Origin of the sequence: Mesobacillus subterraneus, assembly GCF_020524355.2 — a bacterium.
GTDB lineage: Bacteria > Bacillota > Bacilli > Bacillales > Cytobacillaceae > Mesobacillus > Mesobacillus subterraneus_C.
Genome location: NZ_CP129019.1, coordinates 3,267,042 through 3,287,254 on the forward strand (window position 1 = coordinate 3,267,042; position 20,213 = coordinate 3,287,254).

Annotated in this window: 18 protein-coding genes, 2 pseudogenes and 1 riboswitch; of the genes and pseudogenes, 5 read left to right on the plus strand and 15 right to left on the minus strand. The window is 43.6% G+C overall.

Features of this window, described 5'->3' with window-relative positions; all coding sequences use genetic code 11:
- Window positions 1–7 precede the first annotated feature (7 nt).
- The 5 genes and pseudogenes from LC048_RS16960 to LC048_RS16980 all read right to left on the minus strand — a co-directional run bounded on the left by LC048_RS16960 (window position 8) and on the right by LC048_RS16980 (window position 3,679).
- Window positions 8–716 (minus strand): annotated as a pseudogene (locus LC048_RS16960) (MBL fold metallo-hydrolase).
- Window positions 717–994: 278 nt separating this feature from the next.
- Window positions 995–1,171, minus strand: a complete 177-nt coding sequence (locus tag LC048_RS16965; protein WP_306048202.1) for a hypothetical protein — start codon at window positions 1,169–1,171, stop codon at window positions 995–997.
- Window positions 1,172–1,894 carry an amino acid ABC transporter ATP-binding protein gene (locus LC048_RS16970; RefSeq protein ID WP_226601396.1) on the minus strand — a complete coding sequence of 241 codons (723 nt, stop codon included), beginning with the start codon at window positions 1,892–1,894 and terminating at the stop codon, window positions 1,172–1,174.
- Window positions 1,891–2,547: an amino acid ABC transporter permease gene (locus LC048_RS16975; protein WP_226601397.1), complete on the minus strand. Its 657-nt coding sequence runs from the start codon at window positions 2,545–2,547 to the stop codon at window positions 1,891–1,893. Before LC048_RS16975 ends, LC048_RS16970 begins: the two co-directional genes overlap by 4 nt.
- Before the next feature lie 313 nt (window positions 2,548–2,860).
- The gene (locus LC048_RS16980; protein ID WP_226601398.1) at window positions 2,861–3,679 is read right to left on the minus strand and encodes a basic amino acid ABC transporter substrate-binding protein; all 819 of its coding nucleotides are present in this window, start codon (window positions 3,677–3,679) and stop codon (window positions 2,861–2,863) included.
- A 175-nt stretch (window positions 3,680–3,854) separates the two neighbouring features.
- Between LC048_RS16980 and LC048_RS16985 the strand changes: the two genes are divergently transcribed.
- From LC048_RS16985 to LC048_RS16995, 3 genes are all read left to right on the plus strand, one after another.
- Window positions 3,855–4,235, plus strand: coding sequence for a VOC family protein (locus LC048_RS16985; protein WP_226601399.1), 381 nt, complete (start codon window positions 3,855–3,857; stop codon window positions 4,233–4,235).
- Window positions 4,236–4,329: 94 nt separating this feature from the next.
- Window positions 4,330–5,544: an MFS transporter gene (locus tag LC048_RS16990; protein ID WP_306048207.1), complete on the plus strand. Its 1,215-nt coding sequence runs from the start codon at window positions 4,330–4,332 to the stop codon at window positions 5,542–5,544.
- Between the two features lie 254 nt (window positions 5,545–5,798).
- Window positions 5,799–6,578 (plus strand): formate/nitrite transporter family protein, encoded by a 780-nt coding sequence (locus tag LC048_RS16995; protein ID WP_226601401.1) that lies wholly within the window; start codon window positions 5,799–5,801, stop codon window positions 6,576–6,578.
- A gap of 7 nt (window positions 6,579–6,585) precedes the next feature.
- Here LC048_RS16995 and LC048_RS17000 read toward each other — a convergent pair whose 3' ends face one another.
- The 3 genes from LC048_RS17000 to LC048_RS17010 form a co-directional block, all read right to left on the minus strand.
- The gene (locus LC048_RS17000) at window positions 6,586–6,906 is read right to left on the minus strand and encodes a hypothetical protein (protein WP_306048209.1); all 321 of its coding nucleotides are present in this window, start codon (window positions 6,904–6,906) and stop codon (window positions 6,586–6,588) included.
- A gap of 560 nt (window positions 6,907–7,466) precedes the next feature.
- A complete protein-coding gene (locus LC048_RS17005) occupies window positions 7,467–8,564 on the minus strand; it encodes a sugar ABC transporter substrate-binding protein (RefSeq protein WP_226601403.1) in 1,098 nt (365 codons plus the stop codon).
- Window positions 8,565–8,667: 103 nt separating this feature from the next.
- Window positions 8,668–8,775, minus strand: a riboswitch (SAM riboswitch).
- Between the two features lie 149 nt (window positions 8,776–8,924).
- Window positions 8,925–11,669, minus strand: a complete 2,745-nt coding sequence (locus tag LC048_RS17010; RefSeq protein WP_226601404.1) for a dynamin family protein — start codon at window positions 11,667–11,669, stop codon at window positions 8,925–8,927.
- Between the two features lie 377 nt (window positions 11,670–12,046).
- Between LC048_RS17010 and LC048_RS17015 the strand changes: the two genes are divergently transcribed.
- On the plus strand, window positions 12,047–12,556 hold the full coding sequence (locus LC048_RS17015; RefSeq protein ID WP_226601405.1) for a hypothetical protein: 510 nt from the start codon (window positions 12,047–12,049) through the stop codon (window positions 12,554–12,556).
- Window positions 12,557–12,591: 35 nt separating this feature from the next.
- On the opposite strand, the gene LC048_RS17020 is transcribed toward LC048_RS17015, so the two are convergent.
- From LC048_RS17020 to LC048_RS17050, 7 genes and pseudogenes are all read right to left on the minus strand, one after another.
- Window positions 12,592–12,819, minus strand: coding sequence for a hypothetical protein (locus LC048_RS17020; protein WP_371932074.1), 228 nt, complete (start codon window positions 12,817–12,819; stop codon window positions 12,592–12,594).
- Window positions 12,820–12,900: 81 nt separating this feature from the next.
- On the minus strand, window positions 12,901–13,098 hold the full coding sequence (locus LC048_RS17025; RefSeq protein ID WP_102261554.1) for a hypothetical protein: 198 nt from the start codon (window positions 13,096–13,098) through the stop codon (window positions 12,901–12,903).
- On the minus strand, window positions 13,091–13,618 hold the full coding sequence (locus LC048_RS17030; RefSeq protein ID WP_226601407.1) for a QcrA and Rieske domain-containing protein: 528 nt from the start codon (window positions 13,616–13,618) through the stop codon (window positions 13,091–13,093). Before LC048_RS17030 ends, LC048_RS17025 begins: the two co-directional genes overlap by 8 nt.
- Window positions 13,619–13,642: 24 nt before the next feature.
- Window positions 13,643–14,377 carry an Mrp/NBP35 family ATP-binding protein gene (locus tag LC048_RS17035; protein WP_306048212.1) on the minus strand — a complete coding sequence of 245 codons (735 nt, stop codon included), beginning with the start codon at window positions 14,375–14,377 and terminating at the stop codon, window positions 13,643–13,645.
- A gap of 375 nt (window positions 14,378–14,752) precedes the next feature.
- Window positions 14,753–15,304, minus strand: coding sequence for a 4Fe-4S dicluster domain-containing protein (locus LC048_RS17040; protein ID WP_023625614.1), 552 nt, complete (start codon window positions 15,302–15,304; stop codon window positions 14,753–14,755).
- Window positions 15,305–15,318: 14 nt separating this feature from the next.
- Window positions 15,319–17,449 (minus strand): annotated as a pseudogene (gene fdhF, locus LC048_RS17045) (formate dehydrogenase subunit alpha).
- Window positions 17,430–18,599 carry an MFS transporter gene (locus LC048_RS17050; protein ID WP_226601409.1) on the minus strand — a complete coding sequence of 390 codons (1,170 nt, stop codon included), beginning with the start codon at window positions 18,597–18,599 and terminating at the stop codon, window positions 17,430–17,432. Before LC048_RS17050 ends, fdhF begins: the two are co-directional and overlap by 20 nt.
- Before the next feature lie 584 nt (window positions 18,600–19,183).
- Between LC048_RS17050 and LC048_RS17055 the strand changes: the two genes are divergently transcribed.
- Window positions 19,184–20,176 (plus strand): NADPH:quinone oxidoreductase family protein, encoded by a 993-nt coding sequence (locus LC048_RS17055; protein WP_306050535.1) that lies wholly within the window; start codon window positions 19,184–19,186, stop codon window positions 20,174–20,176.
- Window positions 20,177–20,213 lie beyond the last annotated feature (37 nt).

Consider the following 20,213-nt stretch of genomic DNA (forward strand, 5'->3'; position numbering starts at 1 on the left):
TACTCCTTTATTTTGTAAAAGCTGCCTCAGCTTTTTGGATTGCTTTTTCAATAAGTGTGCCAGGATTTCGAAGTAATTCACCGTGTCCAACAGCCAACAGGCTTGGTTTTAACTCATGAATTTTCCCGGCACTTTGCAAGGCTGTTTCTTTGTTCCATGTCGCCATCGCTGGAAAAGGAAACCACGGGATTGTCACCCCTGATACGGCTGTGCCCCCCTCTGGTCTGGAATGCATCACCCGCAATCAGCATATTGGTTCTCTGGTCAAGGAATGACATCGATCCTGGTGTGTGCCCCGGAGTTGAAATTGCCAGCAAAGAACCGATATGATCCCCTTCCTTTATAAGTACATCCGGTCTTGTTTTGATGTTCTTTGGTACGCCGCCACGAATAGGTGTCTTGGGTTCGGTTGAGTCAAGAGAGGTATCACCAGCTAAAAGGCGGGAATCACGGGAAGAAATGTAAACCGGAACACCCATTTTGTCTTTCAGTTCATCAAGCGCACCAATATGGTCGCTGTGAGCATGTGTTAAAATAATCCTCATGATTTGTTTTCCGATTTTTTCTGCAGCCTGCAAAATTGGCTTCGCACTGTTCGGAAGTGCGGCATCAATTAAAGTCAGTCCCTCCTCCTCCTCAATTAAATAACAATTCACAGGAAAAAACCTTGGCATGAACGTCAGCTGATATAAAAACCCCTCTTTGATTACTCTCATTTTATTGTACCTCCTGCAAAACTAATGTCGTTAGTTTTATTTTAACTAACGACGTTAGTTTTAGCAAGCAATAATTGGATAAATTATCAAAAATGGGCCGGTTTCTCCACCTATCTTAGAATAATGCTGGTATTAGACTCCTTTGATGGCAACTTTTTGTATGATGGGCAGTGACCTCATCAGTTTACCTATCCTCATTTTTGGATTTACGAAGTGTATTTACCCTTGAAATCCGGTTGAACAACTTTTATTTACGGTAGCACAATTGTTATTTAAGGTTACACAAATTCATCTCCAGTTACGGCAGATTTATCTCCAATTGCAAGAGTTTTATTAACGGTTGCCATCAATTTATCGACGGTTGCAGGATTTTTTATTAACCGTTGCGGCTGATTTATTAACGGTTGACCATAAAAAAGAAGCACCGACTGTAAAATCGGGCTTCCTTTATCCAACTATAAAACCTTGCTCAAAAACGCTTTCGTCCTTTCATTCTGTGGGTTTTCAAATATATCATCTGGCTTGTTTTCTTCCACGATTAATCCTCCGTCCATGAAAATGACACGGTCACCGACCTCGCGGGCAAAGCCCATCTCGTGAGTGACGACAACCATTGTCATTCCTTCCCTTGCAAGCTGTTTGATGACCTCCAAAACTTCCCCGACCATTTCTGGATCGAGGGCTGAGGTTGGTTCATCAAACAGCATGATTTTCGGCTCCATCGCAAGGGCGCGGGCGATTGCCACTCGCTGCTTTTGCCCGCCTGAAAGTGAGTCTGGGTAGGCTGCTGCTTTGTCTTCAAGACCTACCTTTTTCAGCAGCTCCATTCCTTTCTCCCTTGCTTTCTGCTCTGACACACCCCTTACCTTCAGGGGCGCCAGCATGATGTTTTCAATCACTGTTTTATGCGGAAAAAGGTTAAAGTGCTGGAATACCATTCCGACCTCTTCGCGCACCTTGTTGATGTTCGATCCCTTATCAGTAATGTCAATATCTTCGATGAGTACATGTCCATCTGTTATCGTTTCAAGCAGGTTTATGCAGCGGAGGAAAGTTGATTTGCCAGAACCCGATGGACCGATTACCACCACAACCTCCTGTGGGTGGACCTCAACATTAATTCCATTCAACACCTTGTGGCTGCCAAATGACTTTTGCAAATTAGCGACTTTGATCATTCTGTTTTCAGCCTTCTTTCAAGGATATTTAATAAGAAGCTCAGCGAGAGCGTCAGGATAAGATAAATGACTGCTGCGGTAAGGTACGGCTCCCAAACGCGGTAATACTGACCTGCCATCGCCCGGCCCCAGTACATGATTTCCGGCGTCGCGACAATCGCCGCAAGCGATGATTCCTTGATGAGTACAATGAACTCATTTCCAAGAGGCGGAATCATCCGTTTGAATGCCTGAGGTAAAATTACATACCTCATCGCCTGGACATGGGTCATTCCAAGTGACCGGGCGGCTTCCATCTGCCCGCGGTCGATTGACTGGATTCCTGCCCTGAAAATCTCTGCGATATAGGCTGCCGCATTTAGTGACAGGGCGACGATTGTCGCGACGATCCCGTTCGTTTCACCTAAGATCATAGGGACGACACCAAAATGAATCAGCAGTATTTGCACAAATAGCGGGGTTCCCCTGAAGAACGTAATATACCAGACAAAAGGCCAGGTCAGCAGTTTTCGGCTCTGGATTTTGCCAAGTCCGATGAACAGGCCGAGGATTGTCCCGATAAAAATTCCGGCCAATGATAGCCCGATTGTCAGCAGTGTGCCTTTTACTAGATAAGGAGAATATTCAACAATAATATCAAAACGAAAATCCATAGCTTGCCCTCCAAAGACCCCGAGGCTAGGGACCAGATTTTAATGAATTTTATAATTGCATGGACAGTTGTATTTCGACTATTTCATTCTAAAAGGTATCAGGCTCTTTTCGTTGTGACATCCGACAAAAAGGTATCAGGCTCTTTTCGTTGTGACATCCCAATCGGAATTGTATTTTTAATCGTAAAACCTAAATGCGCTTTTATACTTTGACTGTGAAAGCAACATAGTTTACGAAAAGAGCTGTACAAAAAAATGCGTAACGCTGTTTTCAAGAGTTACGCATCAACGAAGATTGATTGTTTTCGGCAATTTATTCGGATGCTTCCTGCTCCGCCTTCAGCATATCCATGTTTGGTTCCTGGCCGAACCATTCTTGATAGATTTTCTCATATGTGCCATTTTCAACGATTTTCTTGATTGCTTTATCGAAGTCCGCTTTCAAATCCGTTCCTTTCGGGAACAGAATTCCATAGTATTCCGCCTCGAAGCTTCCACTGTCTTCAATAACCTTCAGCTTTTCTTTCGGATTGTTTTTTGCATAGACTTCGACAACCCCGTTATCAGCAACAACTGCATCCGCTCCTCCCGAGAGCATTTCCATGATTGCCAGGTTGTTGTTATCGAATTTCTTGATATCTTCGTTATTCTTGCCTAGGAGCTTATCCATTGCTGCCTGCCCGGTTGTGCCGTTTTGGACAGCCACTACCTTTCCCTTCAGATCAGCAGCACTTTTAATATCGCTGTCTTCACTAACAAGGATCTTATTAGTGGATAAGAAATATGGCAATGAAAAATCATAGGTCTGTTTTCGCTCATCATTAATCGAGATTGAAGAAACCGCCAGATCAGCCCGCTTGCTCTTGATTTCCACAAAAATAGGATCCCAGCCGACATTCTCGATCTTCAGCTCATAACCTGCTTCCTTCGCGGCAGCTTTCAGGAAGTCGATATCGAAACCAACAATCTTGTCGCCATCCATGTATTCAAATGGTGCATATGCTGCATCCGTTACAACTCTCAATTCTTTCTTTTCAGCATCGCCTGTTCCTCCAGAGCTGCTTGTACCACAGGCCGACACTACAAGCACTGTAATCGCCATTATCACAATCGCAAAGAATCTTTTTTTCATTCTTACTTCCCCCTCTTTTAAAAAAACGTACATAACTTTTAATAATTTATATGTATTAAGAGAGGCTTGTATTACTTTTTACAGTGATAAGAAAAACTTATCTTTATAGATTCACACCTTGTTATTACCTTATGTTTCCTTTTAGTTTAAGATTTTACTAGGGAGGGGATTTCATATGGAATTTAAATTCAAAGCAATTGATCATGTTCAACTGGCAGCACCTAAAGGTTCAGAAAATCAGGCCAGGAGATTTTTCGGAGAAGTATTAGGATTTGCAGAAATCGAAAAACCGGCAGAGTTGAAAAAGCGGAGCGGAGCATGGTTTCAATATGGAAATTGTCAAATTCATATTGGAATTGAGGAATCGTTTATACCCGCACGTAAAGCGCATCCAGCGTTTGAAATCGAAAATATAGAGGCATTGAAACAGCATTTATCATCATCAGGTATAGATTTTAATGAAGATGACATGCTTCCAGGTGCGAACAGGATATATGTAAATGACCCGTTCGGGAATCGAATTGAATTGCTCGAATGGCAACACACGCTAAAATAGTCCCTGCTTGCTCGATTGGTTTTCAATACAGCAAAATTTTGGTATTATATTTAGAAAAGCGAAATATTCGTTCCAAGAAAGAAGTGTTGAAGGAATGACCCAGCAGCAAAAGGGGAAACGCAACTTGATGATCATGTGGTTCGCGAATTTCTTCATTGCCGGCAGCATGACAATGGTAATGCCTTTTCTCTCATTGTACATCGAAACTTTTGGTGACTTTTCAGAAAGGTATGTCCAAAACTGGTCAGGCCTGACGTTCAGTATTACCTTCGTAACAGCCTTCCTATTTTCACCTGTGATTGGAAGACTTGGTGACCGATTTGGACGCAAGAGAATTCTCATTTTCATGGGAATCGGGATGGGGTTAGCCGTCTTTCTTCTAGGGTTTGCAACTTCCGTCTTGGAGTTATTTTTACTGAGAATGTTCATGGGATTATTCTCTGGCTTCATACCTGTATCACAGGCACTTATTTCAACTCAGACATCGAAGGAAGAAGCAGGCAAAGTGTTAGGAACACTGCAGACAGGAAGTATCACAGGCTCGTTGCTCGTCCCGATGCTTGGCGGGGTTCTTGCTGATACCTTAGGCTATGCGACAACCTTCCAATCTACCTCAGCATTCATTGTCCTTTCTGGTCTGCTCGTGTTTTTTGTCATGGAATACAGAGTCGATATAAAAAAAGGAACAAAGACAAATTACAGCCGCAAAGAAGTTCTTCAGCATATCTTTAAAAATCCGATCATGGTCAATGTCCTGCTCATGTCGATGCTGGTGCAGATTGCCCATTTCAGTATCCAGCCTATCCTTTCGCTATATGTGGGAGAGCTGCATGGGCCTGAAAACCTGGCATTCTTTTCTGGAATCGCCTTTTCAGCAGCAGGGCTTGGCAATTTGTTAATGGCACGGAAATGGGGGCAAATTGCCGACCGGGTTGGCTATATCAAAATACTTGTCGTACTCCTGTTTCTATCGGCAATCATTTATTTGCCAGGCGGTTTTGTGGATAACATCTGGCAGCTTGTCCTGATTCGGTTTCTGCTTGGCATCACCATCGGCGGCATTATCCCTGTCAGGGTGGCTTATATCAGGCAGGAAGCACCGGTGGCAATGCAGGGTGAAGTACTCGGCTATAACACGAGTCTACGTTTCTTTGGAAACATTATCGGTCCTGTGCTCGGCGGTTTCCTTGCAGGGTACTTCGGATTCACCTCGGTATTCGTCCTGACAAGCGGACTACTGCTCGTGAGCGGCATTGTCCTTTTTGCCTCGATGCAGCGCAATCCCCAGTTCGTAAGAGATACTTTTTAAAAGAGCAAAGACTGGATCCTTGTGATTCAGTCTTTTTTACTTTTTATGAGACAAAATCAAGTATAATCTTATCTATGAATTATTTGGGCTTGAGAGACAGTTACACAGCTTCCATCACTGCTGGTTTTTATTCAGATGGAAGAATCATTCAAGATATTGTTTTTTTATCGCTGTCTGAGGGAACCATTTACATATGAATGAGATTTAGAGGAAGAATAGGTTCATATTACATATAGAAAATCGGGTGATTTTATTTGGAAGTTCAAGCCTTGCAGGAAGTCGAAAAACTGGCCTTAAAAAAGCAAAAAACTTTTAAACAAAGCAAAATACGCTATCTGGCAAGGGCTGCCCTGGCATCGATGTTCATCGGCTTTGGGGTCATTGTTGCGTTCAAGACGGGAAATCCATTTTATGTGGAACACTCGCCCTTTGCCTACCCTATAGCTGCCATTACCTTCGGGGCAGCCATTATCCTGATTGCCTATGGCGGAGGAGACCTGTTCACAGGAAACACCTTTTACTATACGTTTGCAGCTTTGCGAAAAAAAATGGCCTGGCTTCAGGTGGCCAGGATGTGGATTTACAGTTATGTCGGCAATATCATTGGCGCAGCTGCGTTTGCTTTTTTGATTTATACAACAGGATTGTTTGATGATCATTCCGTTAACGGATTCTTGTTGAGTGTTGCTGAGAAAAAGACACTTGCACCAACTTCAGAGCTTTTTTTCAGGGGCATTCTCTGTAACTGGCTCGTTTGCCTCGCGTTCTTCCTGCCGATGTCGATGAAAGGCGACGGAGCAAAAATGTTTGCGATGGTGTTTTTCGTCTACTGTTTCTTCATTTCGGGTTATGAACACAGCATCGCCAACCTGTGTACCTTTGCGATCAGCATGGTCCTTGACGACCCGCAATCCGTTACTATTACAGGGGTGATTCACAATTTAATTCCCGTGACGATCGGCAACCTGATTGGCGGCGGAATCATGATGGGCTGGATGTATTACTATGCGAACAAACCATTTTTTGAGGATTGAAAAAGGCTCAGCTTTTACCTGAGCCTTCCCTTTTAAATTTAATTGCTATTTGAGCTGCCAACGTGGCAGACACTGCAAATATGAGGGTAAGCAGTACTTGGTTACTCAGCAACTCTTGTGAATAAACCGCCGCATTCACTGAAAACCAAAACAGGCTGCTGACTGCAGTGGCTATGAAAAATAATCCCCATATGACTTCCTTGAATTTCCGATATCCACGGCTGCCTGGCAAATGCTTTATGTAAAAATAGAACAAAACCCCCAGCGCCACGACGATGAGTGAGTAACTAATCGGGAAAAAGACAACTTCATCATTATTATCAGCCAATGCGATATTCCCCAGAAACAGGAGTTGAAAGGTAAGAGCATAAATAAGGAAAGATAAAAACAAGATCCATTCTCCTACATAAATAAATGACTTAATGTAAATTTTTATTCCTCCTTCAAGAATGTTTATTTTTATACTTCTCTCCCTATGCTAATTCTCCTTTAAAAGAAAACAGGATATAGAAAATTCTATATCCTGGTGACCGCATTATTTCCGAACAAACATCGTGCCGTGACGACATTGTATGTAACTGCACTCTAATGTTTTTGCTTATAATAGGTGATGCCCAGGGCAAATGCAAGTACTGTTCCCAGTCAATACTGATGCTTTTCATTTGAAGTTTCATCCGGGTTCCTCCTATCAATCTGCAAAGCAGACACTCTCCAAGTTTGAGAGTGCCTGCTTCGAGTGACTGAACTGGTAAAAATCGAGTAAAATTTCCATTTCGCTATAAAAATATGATTTTCGCTATAAAATTTCGATTTTCGCTATAAAATCGAAAATATCGCTATAAAAAAGATTTTTCCGCTATAAAACTTGTCAGTCATCCATTTCAATGGTTATTTCTTATAGTGATCCTTCAATTTCTCCATCCAATCTTCTAAAAATGCGTCTGATTTGCCCCATCCTTCGATGATTTCAGTAAGATTCACCATGTTCACTGGATTTTCAGACTGCTGAAGCTGTTCCTGTGAAATCAGTGATGCTTCGAGATCGTAACTCGCAGGTGTTTCTTCGCCAGCCAGCTTTTTTGCAAGCAATCTCATATTTACTTCACCGATAAGTTTTGGATCCACAGCAGCGGTGTATTTCCATGGACTGTCTTCTCCCTGGATTTCCTGAAGGTCTGCATTGGATACATCGATTCCGTAAATCTTGATTTCATCTCGCCCAGCTTCCTTAATGGCACGAGCTGCTCCAATCGCAAAAGCATCCCATGTTGCAAAAATCGCGTCAATTTCTCCTTTTGGATGCTTGTTCAGCATAGCCGACACTGCGTTTTGTGTCTGGACGCTTGTATCTGCAGCAGCCACTCCGAATCTCTCAACCTCTTTGATTCCCGGATTCGCCTTCAGAGTTTCCTGGTAAACTTTATTTCTTCTCACCATTGGCGGGAAGCCATCTACCCAGAGGTAAACAATATTGGCTTCTCCATTTTGGTCCTTCACAAGCTGGTCCAGTGCCTGCGTTGCGAGAGCCTCGTCATCCTGGGATGTAAGTGTGACTCCTTCGACCTGAGCCAGTTCCGGATTTGAATCGAAAGTTACGACGCTCTTGCCTTTATCAACTAATTTCTTTACGTCATCTACCGTTGCCGCGTCATCTCCATGGGAAATGATGAATCCATCATAGTCCTGCTGGAGCCCCTGATTGATTGCATCATGAAATTTAGCTGTGTCCCCATTCGCCGTGAATACGTCTACCTTGAAGCCAAGAGCCTCCCCTTCTGCTTTCGCTCCGGCTAAAAATTGCGCCGTATGGTCATCTCCGCCAATTTTGCGGATGACTTTGATTTTGACTTCCTCGCCTTTAGCAAATCGTTCCGGAACTCCTTCAACTGGACCGCTGGCCGTTTTTGTCTCTCCGCCTCCGCAGCCAGTCAGCAGCAATGAAGAAGCAACTGCACCTAAAAATACTTTTTTCATTCCTTTTTTCATCTGAATTTCCCCCTTTGATTGATCTGCCTGACTAACACAAATAAAAAAACCTCTCCAGAAAAGAGAGGTTTCAAACGCAGTAGAATACAAAGGTCGGATTCCTCTCTTATCTTTCAAAACAAGTAATTGTTTTGCAGGATTTAGCACCAATTCCATTTGGAACGGTTGCTGGGCGTCATAGGGCCAGTCCCTCTGCCACTCTTGATAAGAGAATTTCTTTATTTAGTTAATGTTGCAAATTGATAAAGTTTACTTTAAACTCCTATACTTATATTGTCAATATTATTATGAAAATTTAGTTATATTCTTTTTTTCGTAGAAGAAAAAAGGAAGACCCCAAATCGGAATCTTCCTTTTTACTTAACCCCTGCCTGCTGCGGTCATCCACTCAAACTGGCGAAGTTTTACTTCATAAAGTGTTAATGGGTCACGGTACAGTTCAGGGTTAATTCTCATTTTTTCAAGTTCGTTCTTTCCAAACTCGATATCAGATTTTGCTTCTTCAACGGCTACTTCGAGTTCGTTGAACGGTTTTTTGAAGAATAGGTTCACGTCGCGTTCAATCGATTTTTCAAAAATCTCGAATTGCTGCAGAAATCTTTTTGCAGTGGTTACGCCGATTTCATAATAATCTTCAGTCTCGAGATAGGTTTTGTATCTGTTATAAAGCATCGCATTGTTTTGCGGAAGTACACCGAGCAGTTTTCCAGCGCTTTTCAAGAAGAACTGCTGAGGAGTCGAGCGGTTCATGATGTTGACCTTCTCATAATGGACACCGTTCGTCATCCGGTCGGCATCGCGGCGCCAATCATCTAGTACCCTGAAATCACAGTCGAGACAAATCCTTTCATCTCCATACATCGCGTTAAATCCCTCGGCCATTTCATTCAGATAGTTTTGGCTTTGGTCGAATTCGTCCTTCGAATGATGAATCCATCCTCGTAAATCTTCATGGAATTTCGGCAGCACGGTTCCATTGAGGTATTCCTGGATTCTCTTGTTCATTTCTTCGTCCATTTCGGCATGTATTTTTCCGAAATCGCTGTCCTCCTTCACCCATTCCGAACACCCACGCAATATATCAGGAATCTTCTCGATGATTTCCGCACGGGTTTCATCCTTGATTTTTCGGTATGACTTCTGGATGGAAAGTGACTTTTCTTCCTCAATATCTCCCAGCTGGTTGAGGGCTCCGTTAAGCTTGCTCACCATTTCTTCATTCCAGCTGATTGATTCTATATGATTATTCTCAATTTCGATTCGTTTATCAAGTAAGTACGTGATCGCCCTTCTGACGAAGAATTGCAGTTTGGCGGTCCGCTCTTGCTCGAAGTCGACTGTACTTCTGTTTGTTTGGATGAAATCAGAGAAATCCCTCAGTTGCTTGCCTGTATCATAGTTAGATGAGAAAGCAAACATTTTCGAATCAGGATAGTATTGGCTGATTTCAGCCCATGTCTGGTCAAAAACATCAATTACCTCCTGCTGACTGTATATCACATCTATTTTATTCAACAGGAAATGTATAGGGAGATCAGGGAAGTACTCTGAAATTTTCAAGAGGACTTCCCTTTCTTTTTCCGTAAAAGGATCATTTGCATTGAGCACAAAAAGCAGACTATCAGCAAATCTCAAGTAATTGTACAATGGATGCTTGTCATAGTTGTTACTGTTGATTCCAGGAGTATCAATCAGTGCTAATTCGTGATCCCGCAGGAATGGGAACTCTGCTTTGAAATCAATGATTGTTTCATTTTTATGGTTCTGACGGCGAACTCCTGCCGCTTTCTTGAAGTCCTCGATATCCGTTATTTGGCGGACGTCTGTATCCGTAATCTCCTGGATTTCCGGATTCTCCTCCTGCTTGAACCGGATGACAGCAGCAGTTGGTGCCGTTATCAGTTCTTCCCCAACAATGGTGTTGACGAAGGATGATTTCCCGTTGCCTGATATTCCGGTAACCAACAGATTATGAACATTGGATTCCTGCAGCTCCTGGACCATCCACTTAATCCGGTTGCCGACCTCTATCTCATGATTTTCAGCCCATTCAATGATCGTCTTGAATAGCTGCATGCTATCCTGATAACCATTATGATACTCGCGAGAATTCAGCACAAGATTTTCTGCATCGTGAATCGCGGACGAGGTGATGGCACCTGGAAATACCTCATTCCACGCAATAATAGACGATGCCGATACAAGACTGTTAACAGGACTTGTGATTTTCAGCCAATTGGTAAGCATTTCAGGGATCAACGGTGAAATTTCCTTGATTAATCGATCTCCATTAATCAGCTCAAAATATGTGTCCTGATAGACCGCTGACAGATGTGTCCATCCGTCTTTTCTCTTGCCGTCCATTCCGCTGAATAATTGGTTGAATTCCCTGAGCCAAGTCATATAAGAAGTTTGACCCTTATAGCTTTCCCACAGGGATACCGCCAGTTGTTCAAACCGGCTTCTGTCCACCTGGAAAAGAACAGATAATGCTTCATTAAAGTAATCCGGTGCGAACTGAGCGGTGTGTCCCTGTTCTACATATTGATTCAAAACATTGAACCACTTAGGCGAACCGGTTCGCACACCTTCATTGACTGCCAGCTCGACTGCATTATCCCAGTCATTATGCTCTTCAAAGAACGCACGGGCAATCTCCGTTACACCAGGATAATCTGGATCAAGTGACACTGATTTCTTGATGACAGCAACTGCTTTTTCAAGCTTTCCCTGCTCTATGTAGAGAGATAAAAGCTGAAGGCCGCTCTCTATTTTCAGCACATTGCTATCTGTTTCAATTGACAGGTACAGCTCCTCAGCGGAAGCAAGCAAACCAAGCTCGAGGAAGGCATCACCCATGTTCTTTTTCGCCCACGGCTCGAATTCATTCGTGATGTTCTCCCACTTAAAAATCGCTGCTTCAAAATCTTTATTGTGAAAATAAACCTCTCCCTGAGCAAAACGGATATATGCTAAATCCGGCATATCATTCTTCTGCTCTTCAAGGTATAGCTCACTGAGAACACGAACAGGATGTGACCTGTTTCCTGATTCCATATAAGTTTCAAAATAAGACTTTTTGATTAATTGCTCTTCAAATGTCATGACTTTCCTCCGACCTCTTCATAATATCAATCCAAAAAAAGAGCCTTCAGACTCCTTCAGGCATTAATAACACGCTCTTCTTAACATTTCCTTTTTCCCTTATCAAGCTTGCCTTAAAACCTTATCATTGTATTCTATCAAACTATTTTTCATTCAATATTTCAGCGAGCTTTCAGTTTTGCTACAACCCCTGCAAAGTTTGTAACCTTCTTAATAAACGAACCATTTATTTGCCAGTTATTGTCGAAAAATAGAATTCATCTATAGCTTTCGAACTAACCTTCTTATTTCTGAGGATGAAATGAAGTTTGTCACACCGCAGATAGGGCAAAATCATTATAATGAAAGTAACAGGCGAACGAATAAAGGAGATTATTATGCTTACTTTGAAACTTATGGGTACTTCCCTCGAACATATTCAATCACAACATATAAAAAATAAATCTGTAATGAGGCACAACAAAACGCTTGCTACTCTCAAAGAAACAGGAAAAGAAGTTGAATTCCAGATTGACCCATACCTTGACCTTGATGAATTTCAATTTTTACGGGATATCATCATGGAGTTCAGCTATGGAAACGGAGATGCCATCGATGAAAGAGGCTGCCAGCTAGGCTATCTGGAGAATGGTGAGAAGGCGTATTTGATTAAGAATTGGGAAGAGTGGAAGTTATTCCTGATGAAAGCAAAATTAAGGACGCTCGAAGGCCAGAACGTACAGGCTTTAAATCTAGAAGGCGAAGAACTTGGTTCCGGTCTGCTTGCTGAGTATGAAATCGCTGAAAGCCCGTTCCGGATCACAAGCTGCACCTTGATCACCCTTTTCGGGGAAAGGAAGTTTGAAGGGGAAAATATTAGAGTTGTGCCGACTAATCAGTTTAGCTAACGACGCAAAAAGCAGCGGTCAAATCCGCTGCTTCTTCATTTTTCTATATTCAATTCATCAACCAGCTGCTTGGTCCGTTTCGCATTTCCTTCCGCGAAGTTCTCAAGACGTTCCTTCAGCTCTGGATCGTCATGGACGCGTTCAGCTGTTATTAAGTAAGTACGCATTAAATCCTCTTCAATCTCAACCGTATTTTCAAGTACTTCCTCGATTGATTCTTTCTTGTTGTCGTGATGAAAAAAAGAATGGGAAACCACGTTCATACCTCCCTTTTCTACTCCAGGCTTAATAGTTGGACAAATCTTCATTAAGAAAGGAGCTCTCCTTTTATCATCGCCTTCAGCTTACTTTTTATACTCTGCCTTTCTCCAAATGAAGAAGGCTGTTGTTGCCAGCAGAGTAGAAATCAGCGCGACAATCACCGCACCATACACACGCTCATCTTCGTGCCCATAATAGCCTTCGATGGCATTGGATAGCGAGAATACGTTAATGGCAAGGAACAGGAAAATCGAGAAAAAAGCAATTCGTTTTTTATCCATGCCTTACTTCCCTCCCTACTGCAAACACTTTGCCATCTTTGATTTCAAGAAGGATTTTTGGAAGCTCACGCTGTGGCGGTCCTGCCATTGGCTGGCCGCTGTCTACATTGAAATAACCTTTGTGGCAAGGGCACAGCAAGACATTTTCCTTATGCTCATAAAAGACTGGGCATTGAAGGTGAGTACATTTATTATTGTACGCGACAAATTTGTCCTCCGGTGTTCTCACCAAAATGGCTGGTTCATTTTTCGTCGGATAGTTGAAGTTCCTGGATTCCCCCACTGCCAACTCTTCGATATCCGTGATTTCTACCCGCTTCACTTCTCCGTTTTCATCGCGCAGGAATGTAAAGATTCCGAATGGAGTCGTCGCAAGTCCAATGGCGACAGTCGCACCAAACGAAGCTTTCAAAAACGCCCTTCTATTCAAATGGACATCGTCTTTCCTGTTCAGGTTATCGATCAGCTTGATCATATCTTTATCATCTTCATGACGGTTCTGCTTTTTATCATCACTCATAGCCAAATCCTCCTGTTCCTAGAGCTAAAACTTAGCATGTATTTTTTCTGCCAGGTTTAGATATTCATTGAATAGCGGTGTATTTCCCGGCGCAATCGCAGGTGTCTCACTATTCTCATCCGCTTCTTGTATCGGCAGCTGCCCGAGCAAATCCGTACCTAATTGTGCTGCCAGTTCCTCGCCGCCGCCTTTTCCAAAAATGAAATATTTCTGGTCGCTGTCCTCAGGCTTGAAATAAGACATGTTTTCGACCACTCCGATGACTTCATGCTTGCTCTTGATTGCCATTGATCCGGCGCGTTCCGCCACGAATGAAGCAGCTTTATGCGGTGTCGTCACGACGATTTCCTTGCTTTGCGGGATCATCAGGTGCATATCTAAAGCAACATCCCCCGTCCCAGGAGGCATATCAAGAATGAAGTAATCCATTTCTCCCCAGAGGACATCTTCGGTAAAATGCTGAATCATTTTGCCGAGCATCGGTCCGCGCCAGACGATCGGTTCATTGTCCTTCACTAGGAAGCCCATGGACATTACTTTAATGCCGTGCGCCTCAACCGGAATGATTTTTCCGTTGAACGTCTTTGGTTTTGCATCTATATTCAGGATTTTCGGTACACTGAATCCGTATATATCAAGGTCGATGATCGCGACTGACTTGCCAAGCTTTTGCAGCGCGAGCGCAAGATTTACTGATAGTGAAGACTTCCCGACTCCGCCTTTTCCGCTTGTCACAGCCAGCACATTTCCTTTTAACATTTGAAAGCACCTCTTTTTTGGATGGGTTATTACTCCCTACCTTATCTAAAATTGGTTGAAACCTTTGCTGGAAAAAATCGCTGAAAATTTCCAGTTCGCTATATCATTTGATTTTTCTCTATAAAAAAGTTTTTTTCGCTATAAAAAATTAATTTTCGATATAAAAATGATTTTTTTGCTATAAAAATTTCTTTTTCGCTATAAAAATGATTTTTTCGCTATATCCCTTACTTGTTTAACCAAATAGAGCCGGCCCTAATGAACTTAGCGCTCTTTTCCGGCCGGCTCCATTAAATTTCCCTGTAAAAGTATATACTCACTTCAAGAACTGTCCAGCTACAGCGCCTAGCCCCTCGAGACGCTTCCGCTTTTCTATTATGACTGTGAATCAGTATAAACACCAAAGAATTCAGGTACGTAATCCCATTTGTTGCCCTCTTGCGGCTTTTTGCCTTCAACCAGGTTCATCTGGGTACGTTTTCTGCGCAATTGCTGCATCTCATCAAAGTCGATGAAGCGGATCGCGTCACTCGGGCAAACAGATGCACACATTGGCGCGATATCATGACGAGTTCTGTCATAGCACATATCGCATTTGTACATTTTGTTCGTTTCGAAATCGAATTTCGGGATACCGAATGGGCAGCCGAATGTACAGTTGCGGCAGCCGATACATTTTTCTTCCATCGCTGACAACACGACACCTTCGTCCGTGATCTGAATGGCGTTTGCCGGGCAGACGCGCGCACATGCAGGGTCTTTACATTGCATGCACAGCATCGGAAATGTCTGGCGAGATTCAGTGAAGTCTACATATTCTACATAGTTCCGTTCCTTAGCATCATGGTCCCCACACTCACGGCAGGCTGCCTGGCAGGCACGGCATCCTATACAGCGCTCAAATTCAAGATACATTATTTTATTCATAATGGCCGTTCCTCCTATTTCGTCAGTTTTTCAAGCTTTACAGCACAGACTTTAAATTCAGGCATCCTTGAGAATGGATCCAGTGCCGGGCTGGTCAATTGGTTGACTGCCAGCTTTTTGCCCCAGTGGTAAGGGACGAACATTGTGTCTTTGCGGATTGCTTTTGTTATTTTAACCGGAGCGATCATATCGCCTCGCGGTGTGGTCAATTTCACTCTTTCACCGTTTTCGACCTGGTACTGGCTTGCCAGTTCCGGGTGCATCTCTACGAATGGCTCAGGGCATTGTTCCATCAGGAAGTCGACGCGACGTGTCTGGTTGCCTGATAGATAGTGGAATACGACACGTCCTGTTGTCAGCCATAAAGGATACTCTTTTGATTGAACCTCTGCAGGTCCTCTGAAATCACAAACTGCAAGATTCGCTCTTCCATCTTCCGTAGCAAAACGCTCTTGGAAAATGGATGGAGTTCCCTTGGAGTCTTCTGCCGGTGCTGGCCAGAATACGCCGTCCTGCTCATCGATTTTTTCGTAAGTTACTCCGTAGTAATCAGCCTTTCCGCCTTTTGAAGCGTGGCGAAGCTCGTCAAAAATCTCTCTTGGTTCGTTGTAATCGAAGAACTTTCCTTTTCCCAAGGCGGTCAGCGATCAGCTTCATGATTTCCCAGTCAGGCTTGGATTCGCCAAGCGGCTCGACAACTTTACGGATGCGGATGACACGACCTTCGATATTTGTAGTCGTACCCTCGTCTTCAGCCCAAGTCGTTGCCGGAAGAACAACATCCGCAAGCTCAGCAGTTTCTGACATGAAGAAGTCATTCACAACCAGGAAGTCAAGCTTTTCAAGTGAATCCTGTACATAGTTGATGTTCGGTGATGAAACAACCGGATTCGAGCAGATAACATGCAATGCACGGATCGTCTTGTTCTGCATCAGGTGGAACATCTCATATGCTGAAACGCCTTCTTTCGGCATTTCTTCTGGCTTGATGCCCCAAACTCCAGCTACGTGTTCTACATCCTTAGGGTTGGCGATTTTGCGATATCCAGGAAGCGCGTCTGCTTTCTGTCCGTGTTCGCGTCCGCCCTGTCCGTTGCCCTGGCCAGTAAAAGTGGCTACGCCAGATGCAAATTTACCAATTTGTCCTCTTAACAATGCCATTGATGTATAAAGGCTTACGTTGTCAACACCAGAAGTCTGCTGCTCCGCGCCGCGTGCGAACATGACGACTGAGCGTGGTGATTTTCCGAAAATGTGCGCTGCCTTGATGATTTTCTCAGCTGCGACCCCTGTAAGCTTTGATGTATATTCAGGCGTGAACTTTTCTGTCATTTCTTTTAACTCTTCAAAGTTGTTGCAGCGTTCCTGTACATATTGATTGTCAACATAATCATATTTAATCAAAAGATGCATGATGCCGTTCGCCAAAGCAGCGTCTGTTCCTGGAAGCAAGTCTAGATGAACATCAGCCACACGCGCTGTTGCTGTTTCACGCGGATCTGCGACGATGAATTTCGCGCCTTTGTCCTTTGCCTTCCAGAACCATTGGATGCTGGTCGGATGGCATTCCGCTGTGTTGGAGCCAGCCATGAAGAAAGTATCCGTATGCTCTAGCTCAGTCCAAGGAAGTGTCGAGCCGCGGTCCATTCCAAGCGTCTTGTTGAATCCGCCGGCAGCGGAGCTCATGCAGTAGCTGCCGTTATAGTCGATATAGCGAGTTCCAAGTCCTACGCGGGCGTACTTGCCGACAAGGTAACATTTTTCATTTGTCATCGAAACGCCGCCGTAGACGCCAACCGCATCTTTTCCGTAGTTTTCCTGGATTCCTTTATATTTGCTCTCAATCAAATCCAAAGCTTCGTCCCACGTAGCTTCTACGAACTTGCCATTCTTTTTGATCAAAGGAGTCTTGATGCGATCCGGATGGTCAATTGTCTGGTAAGCCGTGACTCCTTTAGGGCACATCTTCCCTCTTGTTAAAACCCAGTCATAACGCGGTTCTACACCGACAACCTTGTTATTCTTTTCATCGACACGGATGTGCATGCCGCACTGCATCCCGCAGTAGCAGCAATGCGTTGTGACTAGCTTTTCACCTTTGCGGATCTGGTTCTTTACGCCTTCTTTAACGAGAAACTGGCTCATCTACTTTTTCCTCCTTTGAATCCTGTTCAAGTCCGTAAAATTCTTCCGAACGTTTTTTGCTGAAGCCTGATATATGAATTCCGTTGCTTGTGCTTACCGGTCCGTATGGGTTGCCTTGCGGTGCTTCAAGATTCATTTGTTTCAATGCTCTCATCCTGCGGCGGCAGCCTGTGCAATAATCTGAAAGATAAGATCCGTCCGCAAGCTGCAGGTCGAAGTTCTGGCTTTTTAAAATCGCCTGGACATCCGCAATCTGGTCATCATTGCTGTAAGGCTGTCCGCAGCTTTTACATGATTTCGTATCCACTTTGACCACCTCTTGATAACTCATTGGTACGGCTGTAGCCAGCGGCCTGATTGGCACGTGGAACAGTTTTCCGAATGGGAAGTACATTAGCATGATGATGACTGTTACCTGATGGATGAGTGACATATAATGATGCATCCAGCCATCAAGGAATGTGTACTGAATTGTCAGGATCAAGCCTGTTACTGTCACTGCCAATAGAATGATCAATGGCAGAATGTCGAACTCGAATCGCTGGGTTACTTTTACGTCATAATCAGTGATGCGTCGGTAGAGGGCCATCCCCGCTCCGATTAACACCATGATCGCGCCGATGTTCAAACCGTTATAGACGATTTCAGCGAAAACTCCGTGAGCCGCCATCGTGATGGTCGGCATGTCGAAAACGATGATTTGGTATGTTTCCGGGTCAATCAGGTCGAAACGCATCCATCCGAATGTAAGTCCGAATGTGATAGCGAATGAAATGATGCAGCCCCATGAAATCATGAAGTGCTGAATTCCGCGGTAGATCCCGCGCTTGAAAATGAATTTTTGCAAAATGATATTATCAATCAATGTTTTGATTAGTGCTTTTGAATTGCGTTTCAATCTTTCTTTATTAAAAAGGTTATCAACGCTTCGCTTCGCCACCTTGCTAGTGGCTTTTCGCCACATCCAGAAGCTCATCCTGATTGTCAGGCCAATCGCAAAGACGGCTGATGAGATTGCATATCCCAGAAGCGCCATATCGATATGGACAAACTTCGATGTTGAATACCACATTGAGAAAAACAAGATCATTACAACGACAAAGGAATACATGCTTGTTTTGGAGTAAAAAGATTTCTCGAATTTGTACAACTTTGCTACCTCCCTGTAAATCGTTTCCGATTTCAAAAATCATCTTATCATGGAAAATCAGTCAAAATAGGGTTCAATTGTAAACACTTTGTGAATAGTGGAAAATTGATTTAGTAATGTTTAGAAGCCCTAATCCACACTGTAACCCTTACTTAACTAAATCTTAAGGGAGCTAGATTAAAAGATATGTGAAGTCCGTCACACCATAATAAGTGGACACAAAATCGTAATAAATTCGTGACAGACTTAACAAACCAGCAGACACTTTCTCGTGTATATCCACTTGGCAGTCTTTATGTGACGATAATGGATGATGGACTTGGTTTACCCGCACATTTTCTCCTTTTATGTGACGATAATGGATGCTCGCTTTGATTTATCCGCACATTATCCCTATGGATGTCTCATTGCACTGCGAGCTATTGCATTACTGTTGATGTCGGAGCTTGTATTTTGCCAGCAACATAAGTCATACTCAGCATATTTAATCGATGGTACAATGGATAGCCTCAAGCAAGTTTAGTTATTAGAATTCTGCCTGCCTATGCTCTATACTAAAACGATCAAGCTAGAAAGGATGTTCAATATTGGATAATTTCAAAGCTTTTATGGTGAATAAGACAGATAATGATTTTTCAGCAGAAGTACAAACGATTGGACTCGATGATTTACCTGCCGGTGAAGTGGTGATCAAGGTTGCTTACTCCAGTGTCAACTATAAAGACGGGCTTGCTAGCATCCCGAATGGCAAGATTGTCAGGTCCTATCCGTTCGTCCCTGGCATCGACCTTGCCGGTACGGTTGTCCGTTCAGATGACAGTTCCTTCAAGGAAGGTGATAAAGTCATCGCCACCAGTTATGAAATAGGGGTTTCCCACTATGGAGGATTCAGTGAATTTGCAAGGATTCCAGCAAAATGGATTGTCCCATTGCCTGATGGTTTGAGTTTTAAGGAAGCGATGGTTTATGGAACAGCCGGATTCACTGCAGCATTGTCCGTACACCGACTGGAGGAAAATGGATTGAAACCGGACAACGGAAAAGTCCTGGTGACCGGTGCAACTGGCGGAGTCGGCAGCGTGGCTGTGTCGATGCTCGCAAAACGTGGCTATCATGTTGTAGCAAGCACAGGTAAAGCATCGGAGCATAACTACCTTCGTGAGATTGGCGCAGCCGAAATCATCAGCCGCGAAGAGCTTGCCGGTGAAAAAATAAAGCCCCTGGATAAGCAACTTTGGGCGGCAGCTGTTGACCCTGTTGGTGGCAAAACTTTGTCCTCGATCCTGAGCAAGCTCGATTATAATGGATCTGTCGCAGTCAGCGGCCTTACCGGCGGAACGGACGTCCCAACAACTGTGTTCCCGTTCATCCTTAGAGGCATCAACCTTTTGGGCATCGATTCAGTTTACTGTCCAATGGAGACACGAAAGCTTCTCTGGCAGCGGATGGCTACAGACTTAAAGCCTGAAGGTTTACTGGAAACCATTCAAAATGAAGTAGAATTAGAAGAACTTCCTGGCGTTCTTTCCAGCATCTTAAAGGGCGAGAACCGCGGGCGTACGATTGTGAAAATCTAGTAAAAAGCCCGAATCCGGTTATTGACTGGGTTCGGGC

Excerpts from the sequence above, each read along its gene's own strand:
- LC048_RS17015 (WP_226601405.1), top strand. The coding sequence starts at position 12,047 with ATGCTTACTTTGAAACTTATGGGTACTTCCCTCGAACATATTCAATCA.
- LC048_RS16975 (WP_226601397.1), bottom strand. The coding sequence starts at position 2,547 with ATGGATTTTCGTTTTGATATTATTGTTGAATATTCTCCTTATCTAGTA.
- LC048_RS17010 (WP_226601404.1), bottom strand. The coding sequence starts at position 11,669 with ATGACATTTGAAGAGCAATTAATCAAAAAGTCTTATTTTGAAACTTAT.
- LC048_RS17020 (WP_371932074.1), bottom strand. The coding sequence starts at position 12,819 with ATGAACGTGGTTTCCCATTCTTTTTTTCATCACGACAACAAGAAAGAA.
- LC048_RS17025 (WP_102261554.1), bottom strand. The coding sequence starts at position 13,098 with ATGGATAAAAAACGAATTGCTTTTTTCTCGATTTTCCTGTTCCTTGCC.
- LC048_RS17040 (WP_023625614.1), bottom strand. The coding sequence starts at position 15,304 with ATGAATAAAATAATGTATCTTGAATTTGAGCGCTGTATAGGATGCCGT.
- LC048_RS16990 (WP_306048207.1), top strand. The coding sequence starts at position 4,330 with ATGACCCAGCAGCAAAAGGGGAAACGCAACTTGATGATCATGTGGTTC.
- LC048_RS17005 (WP_226601403.1), bottom strand. The coding sequence starts at position 8,564 with ATGAAAAAAGGAATGAAAAAAGTATTTTTAGGTGCAGTTGCTTCTTCA.
- LC048_RS17035 (WP_306048212.1), bottom strand. The coding sequence starts at position 14,377 with ATGTTAAAAGGAAATGTGCTGGCTGTGACAAGCGGAAAAGGCGGAGTC.
- LC048_RS16970 (WP_226601396.1), bottom strand. The coding sequence starts at position 1,894 with ATGATCAAAGTCGCTAATTTGCAAAAGTCATTTGGCAGCCACAAGGTG.
- LC048_RS16985 (WP_226601399.1), top strand. The coding sequence starts at position 3,855 with ATGGAATTTAAATTCAAAGCAATTGATCATGTTCAACTGGCAGCACCT.
- LC048_RS17030 (WP_226601407.1), bottom strand. The coding sequence starts at position 13,618 with ATGAGTGATGATAAAAAGCAGAACCGTCATGAAGATGATAAAGATATG.
- LC048_RS16980 (WP_226601398.1), bottom strand. The coding sequence starts at position 3,679 with ATGAAAAAAAGATTCTTTGCGATTGTGATAATGGCGATTACAGTGCTT.